Annotated in this window: 15 protein-coding genes; 10 read left to right on the top strand and 5 right to left on the bottom strand. The window is 35.6% G+C overall.

Going from position 1 to position 15614, the window contains the following annotated elements; genetic code table 11:
- Positions 1 to 2: 2 nt before the first annotated feature.
- Complete coding sequence (sppA, locus tag NOV28_RS09880; protein ID WP_255930439.1) at positions 3 to 1760, bottom strand: signal peptide peptidase SppA; 1758 nt, start codon at positions 1758 to 1760, stop codon at positions 3 to 5.
- A 20-nt stretch (positions 1761 to 1780) separates the two neighbouring features.
- Between sppA and folK the strand changes: the two genes are divergently transcribed.
- The 4 genes from folK (at position 1781) to fmt (ending at position 6656) form a co-directional block, all read left to right on the top strand.
- Positions 1781 to 2215: a 2-amino-4-hydroxy-6-hydroxymethyldihydropteridine diphosphokinase gene (folK, locus tag NOV28_RS09875; RefSeq protein WP_255930437.1), complete on the top strand. Its 435-nt coding sequence runs from the start codon at positions 1781 to 1783 to the stop codon at positions 2213 to 2215.
- A 32-nt stretch (positions 2216 to 2247) separates the two neighbouring features.
- Entirely contained in the window at positions 2248 to 3687 is a 1440-nt protein-coding gene (locus NOV28_RS09870) for an OmpA family protein (RefSeq protein WP_255930435.1), read from the top strand.
- Between the two features lie 79 nt (positions 3688 to 3766).
- Positions 3767 to 5677, top strand: coding sequence for a RecQ family ATP-dependent DNA helicase (locus NOV28_RS09865; RefSeq protein WP_255930433.1), 1911 nt, complete (start codon positions 3767 to 3769; stop codon positions 5675 to 5677).
- A gap of 34 nt (positions 5678 to 5711) precedes the next feature.
- Positions 5712 to 6656 (top strand): methionyl-tRNA formyltransferase, encoded by a 945-nt coding sequence (gene fmt / locus NOV28_RS09860; RefSeq protein WP_255930431.1) that lies wholly within the window; start codon positions 5712 to 5714, stop codon positions 6654 to 6656.
- A 345-nt stretch (positions 6657 to 7001) separates the two neighbouring features.
- Here fmt and tsf read toward each other — a convergent pair whose 3' ends face one another.
- Complete coding sequence (tsf, locus tag NOV28_RS09855; RefSeq protein ID WP_255930429.1) at positions 7002 to 7826, bottom strand: translation elongation factor Ts; 825 nt, start codon at positions 7824 to 7826, stop codon at positions 7002 to 7004.
- A gap of 136 nt (positions 7827 to 7962) precedes the next feature.
- Here tsf and NOV28_RS09850 point away from each other — a divergent pair, with 136 nt between their 5' ends.
- Positions 7963 to 8541: a DUF6759 domain-containing protein gene (locus NOV28_RS09850; protein WP_255930427.1), complete on the top strand. Its 579-nt coding sequence runs from the start codon at positions 7963 to 7965 to the stop codon at positions 8539 to 8541.
- Here NOV28_RS09850 and NOV28_RS09845 read toward each other — a convergent pair whose 3' ends face one another.
- Genes NOV28_RS09845 through NOV28_RS09835 form a run of 3 tightly spaced genes read right to left on the bottom strand, consistent with a single transcriptional unit; the run spans position 8542 to position 11286 of the window.
- Positions 8542 to 9246 carry a tRNA1(Val) (adenine(37)-N6)-methyltransferase gene (locus tag NOV28_RS09845; RefSeq protein ID WP_255930425.1) on the bottom strand — a complete coding sequence of 235 codons (705 nt, stop codon included), beginning with the start codon at positions 9244 to 9246 and terminating at the stop codon, positions 8542 to 8544.
- Entirely contained in the window at positions 9243 to 10703 is a 1461-nt protein-coding gene (locus NOV28_RS09840) for a sensor histidine kinase (RefSeq protein WP_255930423.1), read from the bottom strand. The genes NOV28_RS09845 and NOV28_RS09840 overlap by 4 nt, the downstream gene beginning before the upstream one ends.
- The gene (locus NOV28_RS09835) at positions 10690 to 11286 is read right to left on the bottom strand and encodes a riboflavin synthase (RefSeq protein WP_255930421.1); all 597 of its coding nucleotides are present in this window, start codon (positions 11284 to 11286) and stop codon (positions 10690 to 10692) included. Before NOV28_RS09835 ends, NOV28_RS09840 begins: the two co-directional genes overlap by 14 nt.
- Before the next feature lie 105 nt (positions 11287 to 11391).
- On the opposite strand from NOV28_RS09835, the gene pdxA reads away from it, so the two are divergent.
- From pdxA to accC, 5 genes are all read left to right on the top strand, one after another.
- Positions 11392 to 12480, top strand: coding sequence for a 4-hydroxythreonine-4-phosphate dehydrogenase PdxA (gene pdxA, locus NOV28_RS09830; RefSeq protein WP_255930419.1), 1089 nt, complete (start codon positions 11392 to 11394; stop codon positions 12478 to 12480).
- Between the two features lie 92 nt (positions 12481 to 12572).
- On the top strand, positions 12573 to 13094 hold the full coding sequence (locus tag NOV28_RS09825; RefSeq protein WP_255930417.1) for a YceD family protein: 522 nt from the start codon (positions 12573 to 12575) through the stop codon (positions 13092 to 13094).
- Between the two features lie 63 nt (positions 13095 to 13157).
- Positions 13158 to 13361, top strand: coding sequence for a 50S ribosomal protein L32 (gene rpmF / locus NOV28_RS09820; protein WP_055041611.1), 204 nt, complete (start codon positions 13158 to 13160; stop codon positions 13359 to 13361).
- Between the two features lie 124 nt (positions 13362 to 13485).
- Positions 13486 to 13968: an acetyl-CoA carboxylase biotin carboxyl carrier protein gene (gene accB, locus NOV28_RS09815; protein ID WP_255930412.1), complete on the top strand. Its 483-nt coding sequence runs from the start codon at positions 13486 to 13488 to the stop codon at positions 13966 to 13968.
- 94 nt (positions 13969 to 14062) lie between these two features.
- On the top strand, positions 14063 to 15415 hold the full coding sequence (gene accC / locus NOV28_RS09810; RefSeq protein ID WP_255930410.1) for an acetyl-CoA carboxylase biotin carboxylase subunit: 1353 nt from the start codon (positions 14063 to 14065) through the stop codon (positions 15413 to 15415).
- The last annotated feature ends 199 nt before the right edge of the window (positions 15416 to 15614 follow it).

The following is a 15614-nucleotide window of genomic DNA, read 5'->3' as shown; positions in this document are numbered from 1 at the left end:
TATTAATTGAATTTCACCTGATAAGGCATTTCCATCATTACTTCGCTTTGTAGTTTTGGATTGGTTATTTGTTCGAAAATTTTATAATTTTCTTTGCCTATTTTGTTTTTAATGAATCTTGTAGAGATTTCATCTTCTTCCATATCTTTGAAAAGTTGCTCGAATTTGCTGACCTTTTTCGGGTAAGTAGCTACATTATAATCTTTCAGTTTTGCCTGTTTTGCAGCATAATTAATTGCGTCATTTAAACTTCCTAATTCGTCAACCAGTCCAATTTGTTTTGCTCGTGTGCCACTCCATACTCTTCCGCCGCCTACTGCGTCTATTTGTTCAAAAGTTTTTTTTCTGTTTTGCGTTACGAAATGCACGAATCTTTTATAAGTCTGTTCTACACTTTTCGTCATCATTGTGATTCCGCCTGGTGTAATTCCGTTGATAGGTGAATACATGTTTGAGTTGGCGTTGGTGTTTACTGCATGAGAGGTCAGACCATTTCTGTTTGCAATTTCTTTAAAGTATGGAATCATTCCAAAGACACCTATCGAGCCTGTAATAGAGTTGGGTTCGGCATAAATTTTATCTGCCGCCATTGCGATGTAGTAACCACCGGAAGCTGCATAATCGCCAAAAGAAACGATAACGGGTTTTTTCTTTTTCAGTTGTTGCATTTCAAATAGAATCTCATCTGAAGCATTGGCGCTTCCACCTGGAGAATTAATTCTGAAAACAACCGCTTTTACTTTGTCGTTGTCCGCTAACTTTTTGATTTCTTTTACGAATTTTTCTGAATATATTGCATCATTTCCTTCTCCGTTGTAAATTGCTCCGGAAGCGTAAAGGACCGCAACTTGATTGTCTTTTTTAAGATTGTCTTCGCTGTATGAACTGATGTATTTGCTGAATGAGATTTTGTTCAGTTTGTCATCTTTTTTTAGGTTAATTTTTGCTTTAATTAAATCGTCATATTCGGTTTTCTGAATTAATCGATCCACAAGTCGGTGCTGAAGACTTAAATCCGGAATAATGCCGTATAAACTATCAACTACTGTGCGAAACAGTGCTGTATCAATTTTTCTGGAATATGCCATTTTCAAAGCGTTCCCTGACCATAAATCATTCAGCATGGTAGAAACTTGTTCTTTGTTTTCGGGTGACATATCGTCTCTCAGGAAAGGTTCCACAGCAGATTTGTATTTTCCGTGTCGGATGATTTCCATGCCAATTCCATATTTTTCAGCAAAGCTTTTCATGTATAGAATTTCAGTAGTAAGACCTTTAAGTTCTATTCCGCCTGCAGGATTCAGGAAATATTGATCAGCAACCGAACCCAAATAATAAGCAGATTGCGAAACCGAATTTCCATAAGCGTACACAAATTTTCCACTTTTTTTGAAATCCTCTAATGCTTTACGGATATCGTCAAGTTGAGTCATTCCAGCCATCATTCCGTCGGTTTCTATGCTGATTCCTTTGATTTTGTCATCAGTTTTTGCTTTTTTTATAGCTTCCAGCATATCGTAAATAAGAACCTTTTTTTCTTTCTCGTTGAAATTAAAAAGTTCGCTGTTGTCTTCGGTAGGACTATCGATGATATTGGTTTTAAAATCTAAAGTGAGGACCGAATTTTCTTTTACAGTGGCTTTGTCGCTGTCACTGAAAGCACTCGCCGCAACCAGAATGATTAAAAACATGAAAAAAATTGCAACAATAATCATAATTGCCACTATATTTGCTAAGACATTTTTAAAGAAACTTCTCATAAAAAATAATATTTAACAATATGTCGCAACATAAGGTCACTTTGTTACTCGGAAGTAATCTCGGAGATTCTGAAATAAATCTAAAAGTTGCAATAAAACTTATTGAAGAAAAAATTGGCACGGTTTTAGCTTTGAGTGAAATTATACATTCAGAACCAGTGGAATTTGTTAGTAATAATAATTTTTGTAATATTGCATTGATTCTTAATACCCAATTTTCACCCATTAAACTCTTGAATATAATTAAAAGAATAGAGAATGAAATGGGAAGAATAGAAGATTCGTCAGTAACTAAGTACTATACAGATAGAATTATTGATATTGATATAGTGCAATACGGACAACTTATTTTTGATTGCAGTAAGCTACAAATTCCTCATATTCGGCATTTGTATCAACGCGAGTTTTCAAGAAAATTACTTGAAAGCATTGAAAGTATTATATCTTTAAAATAGTAAATATTAAACATCACTATAACATTAAACTTATGAAACTAAATTTAGCAAGCTTCGCGTTGGCATTGGTTATTCCCACTGCTATGTTCGCACAAGACTCTGTTGCTGTTTCAACTGTAGAGTATCCTAATACTTTCTCTTCAGGATCAGCAAACGTATCCCCATTTACCCAACAATCGAAAAGATTCAATGATTGGGCTATTTCAGCTGGTGTAGGGGTTCCTTTACTACAGCACGCAGATTTAACTTCACTGAAATCGGGAAATGGAAAAAATGTGTTTGGTTATTCAGCTTATCTAAGTGTTGATAAGGCAATTACACATGCGTTTGGATTAAACTTACAGTATGACAGAGGAGAAACCAGACAGGGAGCATTTAATACCAAAACTGATAATGCAACGGGTGCTGGTATTAGGAATGTTGGTGCAAGAACTCAGTATGATGCAATATCGCTTTTAGGTGATATTAACTTTTCTAATTTATTGAGAAGAGTTGATAATAATTCTCCTTATAGATGGGCTTTGCATGGTTATGCAGGTATAGGAACTTTGGCATATAGAGCTTATTCAGAAGGTGCTTCTGGACAAAGACTAATGACAGAGGTGAAGCCATTTAAACTTAACTCATTGTTTGGTCAGGCTGGTGCAGGATTAAAATATAAAGTTAATAGAAGAATAGATTTGGAAGGTAGAGTAATGTATGTGGTAACCGGTGACGATCAATTTGATGGTGGTGGTGCACAATACAGTGATATCAACAAAATATCAGATAATACTTCTGATAACTTCTTCAACGCAACATTAGGACTTTCTTTAAAATTAGGAAAACACGAATCTCACTTGATGTGGCACGATCCATTGCAGGAAATTTATTACAAATTAGATGTTTTGGCTGATAAAAACCAAGATGTTGAAGTTTGCAAAAAAGGAGATGCTGATAACGACGGTGTTTGCGATGATTGGGATCGCCAACTTGATACTCCTGCAGGTGCAAGAGTTGACGGAGCAGGTGTTGCTTTAGACACGGATTTAGACGGAGTTATCGACCTTTATGACAAATGTGTTACTGTTCCTGGACCTGTAGAAAATAACGGTTGTCCTACCAATTCTACAGTTTCTGATAATACAAGAACTTTAGAAGGGATTGAATTCGACTTGAATTCTGATAAAATTCTTCCATCAAACACTCCAATTTTGAACAGTGCTGTAAATTACATTAATTCTTCAAATGGTTCTTTTAACGTGATTGGTGCTACTGATACGAGAGCTTCTGATGCTTATAATCAAAATCTTTCTGAAAGAAGAGCTAACACCGTTAAGAATTATTTAACCCAAAACGGAGTAGAATCAGGTAAATTAAACGCAATCGGTAGAGGTGAAAAAGACCTTAAATACCCAGAATGTGAACCAGCAACTAAATGCCCTGAATGGAAAAACAGAGCAAACAGAAGAGTTTACTTCGAAGCAAAATAATTTTTCCCTTATTATAATTAAAGCTGCGCATTGCGCGGCTTTTTTTGTTTTATGAACTTAGATTCAGTATTTTTACCTCATGATTTCTCACCAAGATTTTCAGCAACTCAAATTTCAAACCCTAAAACATTTTTGGGGATATGATAATTTTAGAGATTCTCAGGAAGAAATCATAAATTCGGTGATCAATCTAAAAGACACATTGGCGCTTTTGCCTACCGGTGGCGGAAAATCTTTATGTTATCAGTTGCCCGCACTTTTGTTGGAAGGAACATGTCTCGTTATTTCGCCACTTTTAGCGTTGATGAAAGATCAGGTTTACCAACTGAAAAATAGTGGAATAGAAGCTGAATATTTATCGTCTGAATTGGAAGAATTCGATGCGGAAGTTATTTTCAATAGATGCAAAGATGGTTTGACCAAAATTTTATATGTTTCTCCGGAACGCCTTACCAATCGGGTTTTTCTGCAAAATCTTGAGGAAATTCAAATCTCATTTATTGCAGTGGATGAAGCGCATTGTATCTCCGAATGGGGACAAGATTTTCGTCCGAGTTATCAGAATATCAAAGCTTTTCGACAGAATTTCAACAATATTCCTTGTTTGGCACTTACCGCAACTGCGACGCCACAAGTTTTGAAAGAAATTCAAACCAAACTGAATCTCAATAATCCGGTATTATTTCAAAAAAGTTTTAGAAGAACCAATATTAAAATTGTTTCAGATAAAATTTCAGATAAATATCAAAGAGTTTTAAACCTGCTTAAATACAACAATTCTTCGGGAATCATCTATGTAAGAAGCCGAAAAGAAGCAGAGGAACTCACTCGTTTTTTACAAAGAAATCTGATTTCCAATGTCGATTTTTTTCACGCAGGATTGCCTGTTAAAGAGAAAAACCAGAAACAAGCGTATTGGATCAATAGCAACAACCATGTTTTGGTTTCTACCAACGCTTTCGGGATGGGAATTGACAAAGATAATGTACGTTTTGTAATTCATTTTTCGCCTTCGCAATCGATTGAAAATTATTATCAGGAAATCGGAAGAGTTGGTCGAGATGGGCTTGAATCGCACGCTTTTCTCCTTTGGAATGAACAAGAACTTTTGGATTTCGATAGCATTCTTCGCAACCAAATTCCTTCGAAAAAGGAATTTTACGATATCGTTTCTTATCTGTATTCCAGTTTTCAAATTGCCGAAAACGATTTGCCAGAAAATGTGTTTCAGCTTCACGTTCAGCGAATTCAGAATTTTACCAAGACTTCGATGGCTAAAATTAAAAATGTTCTCAATTTTTTACACGTTCAGGAAATTGTCTTTTTTAACAATAATAAGTCCCGTTCTTCTTTGGAATTGAAAATTACGCCTGACGAAATCGATTTGCTTTCAAAAAAAGATGCTTATTTTATTGAACTTTTGCTCAGAAATTATTCCGGACTTACCACTCACAAAATCTTGTTCAGTGAGATGACGATGAGCCAGAAGATAGATGTAGAAGTTCCTTTAATCAAAGAAAGGATCAGAGAACTTCATCAAAAAAATTATCTGGAATATATTGATGGAGCTTTGGCGAGTATCAAATTCCTGAAACATCGTGACGATCGGGCAATCAGCGGAAAATATTGGAATCTTTTTGAACAAATTCAAAAGAATAAATTGAAAAAATGGGAAGAAATGAAGTTTTTTCTTCAAGATTCCGATTATTGTAAAATGAAATTGATTTTGTCGTATTTCGGAGAAAAAAATGTGAAAAACTGCGGACAATGTTCGGTTTGTGAAAGTCAAAAAGAAAGCGTTTTTGGAAGAAATATTTCTCGAGAAATTATCGAAATCTTGAAACAGAAACCTTCAAATGTTGAAGAAATCGCTATTAAATTAAATTATTACAAAAAGGAAAATATCTTGGAAAATTTGATTCATCTTTTAGATTCCGGTGAAGTGAAAATGCTCGATTTTCGTACCTATGCTTATAAAGATGAGTATTAAAATCACAGATTTTCCTTCAAAAAAATATTATTAAATGAAATCATTAAAAGTTATATTCTTCGGAACACCAGAATTTGCTAAAAACTCATTGAAAGCTATCCACGAATCACATCACGAAGTTGTTGGAGTGGTGACGGTTGCCGACAAAGCTAGCGGACGCGGACAAAAAATCCACGAATCACCTGTGAAAACTTATGCGGTGGAAAATAATCTTCATGTTTTTCAGCCGGAAAAATTGAGAAATCCTGAATTTTTGAATGAAATTAGAAGCTTAAACGCCGATGTTTTTGTTGTTGTAGCTTTCAGAATGATGCCGAAAATTTTATTTGAAATGCCCGAAATAGGAACTTTCAATCTTCATGCGTCGCTGTTGCCCGATTACCGCGGAGCTGCGCCGATCAATTACGCAGTAATTAATGGGGAAACGAAAACCGGTGCAACGACTTTTTTTATTAATGAAAAAATCGACGAGGGAAATATTCTTTTACAAGATGAAATCGAAATTTCTGCGGACGAAAATGCAGGAATGTTGCACGATCGTTTGATGGAAATGGGCGCAAAATTGGTGGTGAAAACTTTAGACGGATTGGCTGAAAATTCAATTCAGGAAAAGCCTCAACTTGCTGTGGAAAATCCAAAAAACGCATTCAAAATTTTCAAGGAAGACACGAGAATTAATTGGGAAATGAATTCCGAAAATGTTCACAATTTCATCCGAGGAATGTCGCCATATCCGTGCGCTTTTACGACTATTAAAATCGGAAAAGAGGAAAAATCTTTGAAAATTTTTGAAGGAAAATTTGAAATTTCTGCTCATGAAAAAGCTCCAGGAAGTTTAGAAATCGACAAAAATCAATTCAAAATTTACACGAAAGATGGTGTTTATTTCCCTGAAGAACTACAACTGGAAGGAAAAAAAAGGATGAATGTGAAAGCTTTTCTTAATGGTTTTCAGCATTTCGATTCGATTTCGAGATAAGATTTTCAAGGAATTAATTTCTGTCTTTTAGTAAAATCCAACCCTTGTAGGAAACCGGTAATTGCGTACCCGGCTCTATCTAATTCAAAAATGGGAAATACAACCCCGTATTGTATATCTCTATAAAGCATCTTTCATCAACTGTGATTTGTGAGTTGATGTATCCATACTTATATATTGCCTAGGAAACAGCACGGAACTGAAAAGAAATATCAGGCACTAGTTGAAAATTCTATTCATATTTTTCTAATGAAAATGACCAACAAAATTACTTCTAATTTTTGTAAAAAAAATCTCCTGCGAAAACAATTCGCAGGAGATGATAATATGGTCTAGAAAAGCTGATTAAGCAAGACTCACTCTTACAAAACCTACTACTTTTAAATCTCCGTTTACAGATTTTACATAATCAGCAACAGATTGGCTACCATCTTTGATGAAAGCTTGGTGTACCAAAGTGTTGTCTTTGTAGAAACGCTGCATTTTTCCTTTAAGGATGTTATCGATAATGTTTGCAGGTTTACCTTCTTTTGTTAAGATATCTCTTTCAATTTCTAATTCTTTATCGATAGTTTCTTGAGAAACTTGTGTTTCATCAAGAGCTAGTGGATTCATTGCAGCAACTTGCATAGAAACCGCTTTTGCAGCTTCAGAAGCACCTTCTACGTTTGCAGAAAGAGAAGTGATTGCAGCAATTTTGTTTCCAGCGTGGATGTAAGCTCCTAAGAAAGGACCTTCAATTCTTTCGAAAGAACCGATCTCGATTTTCTCACCAATTACTCCTGTTTGTTCTACCAATTTTTCAGCAACAGTAGTTCCGTGGAAGTCAGATGCTAAGAATTCTTCTTTGTTTGCATAGAAAACTGCTTGTTCAGCAAGTTCGTGAGCTAATTCAACGAAAGCGTCATTTTTCGCAACGAAATCAGTTTCGCAATTCAAAGCGATAATCGCTCCCATTGTGTTGTCTTCGTTTACTTTAGCAATTACAGCACCTTCAGTAGATTCTCTGTCAGCTCTGTTTGCAGCTACTTTTTGTCCTTTTTTTCTAAGGATTTCGATCGCTTTTTCGAAGTCTCCTTCCGCTTCTACCAATGCTTTTTTGCAGTCCATCATTCCTGCTCCTGTTGTGTTTCTTAATTTAGCTACGTCTGCAGCAACCGGTGTATACATAGAATTTTTTTTTATGATTAAAATTTGTTTATTTAGCTTAAAATTAAGCGTTGCAAAGATAATAAATTTCGCACAAACTAAAAAGAAGATTTCTTCGTTATTACTAAAATTTAAGTCTTTAAAAATCATTACTTTAATGAAAAAATATTTTTACATTCTGTTTTTGTTGGCTTCGGCTTTTTCTTATGCGCAATCTCAGTACACTGTTGCACAAGTGGAAAATAGTACCGATCCGCAGGTGATTGCCAATTTTATCAAATACAATCCGAACCATCCGAAAACTCCGGAATTTAAACGAAAATTGGTGGCTGTTATAAATAATAATAAGCCTGCGGCTCAAAAAGCGGTGGTTGCGAAACCTACTGTAAAGCCAATAAGCACCACCAAATTGAAAAATGAAATTAAAAAAGACGTCGCAAAAGATGGTGTAAACGATAAACACAAACGTACCGCCGATTTGCTTACGCATCTTTTCAGCAACGATCCGAACAGCAAAACGGCTTATATACAGATTGTGAACCGTTCGAAATGCAATTTGATCGTGAAAATCAGTGGTAAAAGATTTTATAATCTAGATGTTCCTGCCAAAAACCAAAATTTTATTTTAGTCGATAAAGGAAATTATACTTTAACGACCATGGTATGCGATGCTAAATATAGTTCAAACAAAAATATTTCTAAAGATATTGTCGTAACCCTGAATGCGCCGAAATAATCAGTCAGTTTTTTTTGGGAAAACATGAAAATATTTGGTGAGTTCTAAATATTCATCAGAATATTTTCTTGGTGATTTTTCGATATAAAAATCGTATTCGTCGGGATTTATTTCATTAAAACCAAATTCCAGAACGCAACGTTTTGCTGCAGCATTTTTAATCCCCGAAATATTGATTTTCCGGTGTAAATGAAGCTGGTTTTCTAAACAAATTTTCATGAAATCATTCACAGAATCATAAGGAATAATGACGGAAAGCAGACCGTTTTCAGTTAGCAGTTTGCTGGATTTTTCGATGAGATTCCGGAATGATAAAGCTGTTTGTTGCCTCGCCAAAATATCTTTTTGTGAAGGATTTTCTTCAAAATAAGGAGGATTCGAGAATATAAAATCGAATTTCTCATTGGTTTCCCATGAGTTTAAATCCTGATTGATCGCGTTGATTCTTTCCAGAAAAGGGGAGTTGGCGAAATTTTCATTGGCTAATTTTACCGCTTCCGGATCGATATCAATAGCTAAAATTGTTGCGTTTAGATTTCGTTGCGCGATCATTAATGAAATCAATCCAGTTCCGGTTCCGATTTCCAATGCTTTTTTGGCTTCAGAAACTGAACAAATTGCACCCAACAAAACACCGTCGGTTCCTACCCGAAAGACGTTTTTTGATTGACGGATTTCAAATTCTTTAAACTGAAAAGGCTTCATGAAGGAAGATTGGAAGGAAGAGAAATGGTAAAAGTAGATCCTTTGTCCAATTCAGATTTCACTGAAATTTCGCCTTTGTAATCTTCTACCATTTTTCTTACCATGGTGAGTCCCAAACCTGTGCCGCTAGTTTTTGAGGTGAAATTGGGTTCGAAAATCCGGTCATACATTTCTTCAGGAATTCCTACGCCGTTGTCTTCTATATTAATGATGATTCTTTTGTGGCGTTGCTCCACATTGACATTGATGATACTTTCTTTATCGGTGTTTCGGGCTTGTCGGGCATTGGCCACCAAATTGGTGATGATTCTTGAAAGGTAAATTTTATCCATTTCAATCATGATCACAATTTTATTTGAATGGAAATAAATGCTTTCGTCGCTGAAAACATTGATGATATTTCTTATTTCTTCATTAAGATCGAAGACTTCATTATGTTTTTCTGGGAGTTGAGCAAATTGTGAAAAAGCACTGGCAACCGTTGCAATCAGGTCGATTTGATCCACAATTGTTTTGCTTAGATGTTTCACTTTATCGCGGACGTTGGGATCTGCAGGGTCAAATTTTCTTTCAAAATTCTGAATTGTGAGTTTCATCGGAGTGAGCGGGTTTTTTACTTCGTGTGCGACTTGTTTTGCCATTTCTCGCCATGCAACTTCTTTTTCTTTAAAACTGAGTCGTTCTTTTTGATCCTTAATTTGAAGAATCATCCTATTATAAGCTTTTACAAGCTGGTTGAGTTCGTCATTCTGATAATACTTAATGGGCTGCGGATCATTATCCAATAAGGTAATTTTGGTGATTAAATTTGAAAATTTAGTCACTGCTTTGGTAAGATTATTCGAAATGATCCAGCTCAGCCAAATTCCAATTGCGATGATGAAAACATTAACAAAGATGATGTAATTTACATATTTATTAAAAACGCTAAAATACGCTCCATCGTTGTGATAATAAGGGAAATAAACTATAGCAATGGGCTCCAGCATGTTGTTTTTCAGAATCATATATGATGAGGTGAGATTAGAACCTGTTTTGTCATCATATTTTTGAAAGTCGATTCTTTTATCGGTTTTCAGTACACTGTTTACAATATTAATGGGAACTTTTTTTTCGGCAATGAGGTTAATATCTTTATTGGAAATAAGATAATTGCCGGCTAGATCATAGATGATAATATCCTGATTGTTGATGTCAGCAATTTCGAAAATATCATTGGATAAAACTTTGGGCAAATCAGCGGTTTGCACTTGGGTATGACTTACCGCATAATCAAGCGCGGAGATTAGCGACTCCGATTTTTTTTGCAAATCGGTGCGGCTTTGTTCTGTTGCATTATTTCTTAATATAAAATAAGAAAGAATTGATGAGCTTACAATGCTCAGCAAACAGATTAATAGGAATCCCCAGAAAACTTTATTTCTTAAACTATAACCTTTGTATTTAATGAATGACATTTTTTTTCATCAGTTTCGTTACATATTTTCCTATAATGTCGAATTCAAGATTGACCAAGTCACCGGTTTTGATGTTTTTCATATTGGTAAATTCCCATGTGTAAGGAATAATAGCCACAGAAAATTGTCCGAAACCACTTTCCGCGACAGTTAAACTAATACCATTCACCGTAATCGAGCCTTGTGGAACGGTAACAAAATCATCCGTTTCGTCATAATTAATGGTGATGAAGTAGCTTCCATCTTTATCTTCAATGCTTTTTACGGTGCCGGTTTTATCGACATGTCCCTGAACGATGTGCCCATCCAGTCTTCCGTCAAACTTCAAACACCGTTCCAAATTCACTTCAGTTCCCAATTTCCATTGGCTAAGATTTGTTTTTTCTAGAGTTTCGGCGATTGCGGTTACTCGGTAGTTTTGGTCAGTAATTTCAACTACAGTAAGGCAACATCCGTTGTGCGCCAAACTTTGGTCAATTTTTAGTTCCTGAGTGAAAGGGCAACTTAATGTAAAATTAATGTTTTCGCCACTGCCTTCGATGTTTTCGATGATGGCTGTAGCTTCAATAATTCCTGTAAACATAGGGTAAAATTTGTGGGGAAAAGTCAAGTTTCAAATAATTTCCGAATAGTTATTTCTAATTTCCTAAATTTGTGAAATTCTATTAATCTTCAAAGATAATTAAAAATGAGTTCTAAACAGCACAAAGTAAGAGTAGGAATTTCGATAGGTGATTTCAATGGTATCGGGCCAGAGATCATTATGAAAGCTCTAAAAGATAAAGCGATTACCGATTTTTTTACTCCAATTATTTTTGGCTCCGGAAAATTATTTACCTACCAGAAAAATATTTTTAAGCTACAACAACTCAATTTTAATTATATCACCGACGCTACACAAGCGCAAGGAGATAAAATTAATATGTTGAACCTTACCAAAGAAAATGTAAATGTGGATTTGGGTACACCAACAGAAGAATCGACACGAATGGCAATAGATTCTTTGGAAGCAGCAACCAATGCTTTGATGAAAGGCGATATCGATGTTTTGGTAACCGCACCTATTAATAAAGATGAAATGATGAAACATGGCTTTGCACACGCAGGTCATACGGGATATTTGGAAGAAAAATTCGAGAAAAAAGGATTGATGTTTTTGGTCACAGATGGATTGAAAGTGGCAGTTTCTACACATCATATTCCCATTTCTCAGGTTGCTGAAAGCATTTCAAAAGAAAAAATAAAGAAGCAAATCAAAATGCTGAACCAATGTTTGGTAGAAGATTTCGAAATTCCAAGACCGAAAATTGCAGTTTTAGGACTGAATCCGCATTCGGGCGACGGTGGAGTGATCGGTAAAGAAGAAATTGAAATCATCGAACCGGCGATCAAAGAGCTTTTTGACAATGGAGTTTTAGCTTTTGGACCATTTCCTGCGGACAGCTTTTTCCAGCCGAATAAATATAAAAATTACGATGCAGTTTTAGCCATGTATCACGATCAAGGTTTGGCTCCTTTCAAAACCATTGCTTACGAAGAAGGAGTGAATTACACCGCTGGATTGCCTTTCATTCGTACATCGCCGGATCATGGAGTTGCTTATGATATCGCAGGAAAAAATCTTGCCGATGAACAAAGTTTTAGCGAAGCATTGTTTATGGCAGTGAAAATTTTCAATAATCGGCAAGAATATAATGATTTAATGACCAACCGAATGAGACCTCGTAGAAATGCCGTAAACAATGGTGTTGATGAGGATCTACCCGTAGAAAATTAATCATCGAAATTAGAAAATATTATTTCTTGATGATTTGTTTTAAAAATTATTTGTAATATTAAAAAAAATGCATATTTTTGCACACTCATTTTATGGACAAGTTTAGAAACTACGACATCGTGTTTTCGGGACAAAAAAACGGTCAACACGAATTCCAATTTGAGATAGATAAAGCGTTCTTTCAACTTTTCGATACTGAACAAGAGTTTACAGAGCCTAAAATTGTAGCAGATGTTTTAATGATAAAACATAGCACTTTTTTAGAATTCGAAATTAAAATTTCAGGAACTGTAAATCTGGTTTGTGATATTACCACAGAAAATTTTGATCACGATATTGAAAATGAGATTAAAATTTTGGTAAAATTCGGGACGGAATATGATGACAGCGAAGAAGATGTAATCACTATTCCGATGACAGACCACGCTTTTAACGTAGCACAGCTGATTTATGAAATCGTAATGCTGTCGATACCGATGAAGAAAATTTCACCAAATGTTTCGGAAGAAGATTTGTTGATATTGGAAAAATTCAGTCCGAAAGAAGAAGTTGAAGAAGAACCAAGTATCGACCCGAGATGGGAAGCATTGAAAAAATTAAAAGATAAAAATTAAATAGTTTAAATGATGAGAATTGAGCAATCAAACCTCATCGCTCATCAAACAAAATTATAAGAAATGGCACATCCAAAGAGAAGACAATCGTCAACAAGAAGAGATAAGAGAAGAACCCACTACAAAGCGGTAGTTCCTCAATTAGCAAAAGATGCAACTTCAGGTGAAATGCACCTTTATCACAGAGCGCATTGGCATGAAGGAAAACTTTACTACAGAGGAAAAGTAGTAATGGAAAAAACAGTAGAAACTACAGAAGAAAACTAAGAAATAATCTTAGAAAACATTCAATTTTATAACAAAACCACTCGATTTTTTCAATTTTGAGTGGTTTTTTGTTGTTTTTTGTTGTTTTTTAGTATCTTTGGCATAATAACAAATACCACATATAATGGACATTAAAGACATACAAAATCTCATCAAATTTGTGTCTAAAGCAGAGGTTTCTGAAGTAAAATACAAAACAAAAGATTTTGAAATTACCATCAAAACTCCACTCGCGGGTAGCGAAATGAGTTATGTATCTCAACCAGCAGTGTATCATTCTGCACCTCAACCAGCTCCGGTAGCATCTGCACCACAAGCTCCAGCAGCTCCAGTTTCTGCAGAATCTTCTGCGACAGACGACAGCAAATTCGTTACCATTAAATCTCCAATGATCGGTACTTTCTACAGAAAACCTTCTCCGGACAAAGACGTTTTCGTCAATGTAGGAGACGAAGTATCCAACGGAAAAGTAGTATGCGTAATCGAAGCAATGAAACTTTTCAACCAAATTGAGTCTGAAATTTCCGGAAAAATCGTGAAAATCTTAGTGGATGACGCTACTCCGGTTGAATATGACCAACCTTTGTTCTTAGTTGATCCATCTTAGGAATTTTAAATGATAGATTATTGGTTTTAAATGAATATTTTTCATTTAAAATAATTTAAAATTCAGAATTTAAAATTTAAAATTACAGAAAAAGATGTTCAAAAAAATATTAATAGCCAACCGAGGCGAAATCGCAATGCGTATTCTGCGTACTTGTAAAGAGATGGGAATCAAAACGGTGGCGGTTTATTCCACAGCCGATAAAGACAGTCTTCACGTAAGATTCGCTGATGAAGCCGTGTGTATTGGTCCGCCGATGAGCAAAGATTCTTATCTGAAAATCTCAAATATCATCGCAGCAGCGGAAATTACCAATGCTGATGCAATTCACCCCGGATATGGATTTTTATCAGAAAATTCTAATTTTTCCAGAATCTGTCAGGAAAACGGAATCAAGTTCATTGGAGCAACCCCGGAACAGATTGACAGAATGGGTGATAAGGCCAATGCAAAGGCAACGATGAAAGAAGCCGGTGTACCTTGTGTTCCTGGTTCTGAAGGTTTGATCGATGGTTATGAAACTGCTGCAAAACTTGCCGAAGAAATCGGATATCCGGTAATGATTAAGGCAACTGCAGGCGGTGGTGGAAAGGGAATGAGAGCTGTTTGGAAAGCCGAAGATCTTCAAGAGCATTGGGATTCTGCCGTACAAGAAGCTACCGCAGCTTTCGGAAACGGTGGTATGTATATGGAAAAACTCATCGTGGAACCGCGCCATATCGAAATTCAAATTGCAGGTGACCAATACGGAAAAGCTTGCCACTTGTCTGAAAGAGATTGCTCTGTTCAAAGAAGAAACCAAAAACTTACTGAAGAAACTCCTTCGCCTTTCATGACGGATGAACTTCGTGAAAAAATGGGACAAGCTGCCGTGAAAGCTGCTGAATATATCGGCTATGAAGGCGTTGGTACTATCGAATTTTTGGTAGATAAAGACAGAAATTTCTATTTCATGGAAATGAATACCAGAATTCAAGTAGAACATCCTATTACTGAGCAAGTTGTAGATTATGATTTGATCAGAGAACAGATTCTTTTGGCTTCCGGAACCCCAATTTCAGGAATTAATTACTATCCAAAACTTCATTCAATTGAGTGTAGAATTAATGCGGAAGATCCATATAACGATTTCCGTCCATCACCAGGGAAAATCACAGGTCTGAACATTCCGGGAGGACATGGGATTCGTGTTGATACACATGTTTATTCAGGATATTCTATCCCGTCCAACTACGATTCGATGATTGCAAAATTGATTACTACTGCACAAACTCGTGAAGAAGCAATCGCCAAAATGAAACGTGCTTTGGAGGAATTTTACATCGAAGGTGTGAAAACGACCATTCCTTTCCACAGACAATTGATGGAAAATGAAGATTATCTTGCCGGAAATTACACCACAAAATTTATGGAAGATTTTGTGATGGATAAAAGCTTTGATCATTAATTTTCATTAAATAAAAACCCAAAGACTAATAGCAATATTAGTCTTTTTTTTATGTCGTTATTTTAGTTATTATGTAAGCTCCCCATTTTCAGTACACTTCAAAAGTAGAATTTTTTCTTGATATTTTACTGCTGTTGTTGTCGGATGTGGAAAAGCGGGCAGGAAAAGTGCTTGCCTTAGCATGGGCTTGCTGTCCATT

The organism is Kaistella montana, from assembly GCF_024436175.1.
GTDB lineage: Bacteria > Bacteroidota > Bacteroidia > Flavobacteriales > Weeksellaceae > Kaistella > Kaistella montana.
Note: the sequence above shows the minus strand (reverse complement) of the source record. Positions and strands in the feature narration are given on the sequence as shown.

Coding starts and splice junctions, on each gene's coding strand:
- sppA (WP_255930439.1), bottom strand. CDS start 1,760: ATGAGAAGTTTCTTTAAAAATGTCTTAGCAAATATAGTGGCAATTATG.
- folK (WP_255930437.1), top strand. CDS start 1,781: ATGTCGCAACATAAGGTCACTTTGTTACTCGGAAGTAATCTCGGAGAT.
- NOV28_RS09870 (WP_255930435.1), top strand. CDS start 2,248: ATGAAACTAAATTTAGCAAGCTTCGCGTTGGCATTGGTTATTCCCACT.
- NOV28_RS09865 (WP_255930433.1), top strand. CDS start 3,767: ATGATTTCTCACCAAGATTTTCAGCAACTCAAATTTCAAACCCTAAAA.
- fmt (WP_255930431.1), top strand. CDS start 5,712: ATGAAATCATTAAAAGTTATATTCTTCGGAACACCAGAATTTGCTAAA.
- tsf (WP_255930429.1), bottom strand. CDS start 7,826: ATGTATACACCGGTTGCTGCAGACGTAGCTAAATTAAGAAACACAACA.
- NOV28_RS09850 (WP_255930427.1), top strand. CDS start 7,963: ATGAAAAAATATTTTTACATTCTGTTTTTGTTGGCTTCGGCTTTTTCT.
- NOV28_RS09845 (WP_255930425.1), bottom strand. CDS start 9,246: ATGAAGCCTTTTCAGTTTAAAGAATTTGAAATCCGTCAATCAAAAAAC.
- NOV28_RS09840 (WP_255930423.1), bottom strand. CDS start 10,703: ATGTCATTCATTAAATACAAAGGTTATAGTTTAAGAAATAAAGTTTTC.
- NOV28_RS09835 (WP_255930421.1), bottom strand. CDS start 11,286: ATGTTTACAGGAATTATTGAAGCTACAGCCATCATCGAAAACATCGAA.
- pdxA (WP_255930419.1), top strand. CDS start 11,392: ATGAGTTCTAAACAGCACAAAGTAAGAGTAGGAATTTCGATAGGTGAT.
- NOV28_RS09825 (WP_255930417.1), top strand. CDS start 12,573: ATGGACAAGTTTAGAAACTACGACATCGTGTTTTCGGGACAAAAAAAC.
- rpmF (WP_055041611.1), top strand. CDS start 13,158: ATGGCACATCCAAAGAGAAGACAATCGTCAACAAGAAGAGATAAGAGA.
- accB (WP_255930412.1), top strand. CDS start 13,486: ATGGACATTAAAGACATACAAAATCTCATCAAATTTGTGTCTAAAGCA.
- accC (WP_255930410.1), top strand. CDS start 14,063: ATGTTCAAAAAAATATTAATAGCCAACCGAGGCGAAATCGCAATGCGT.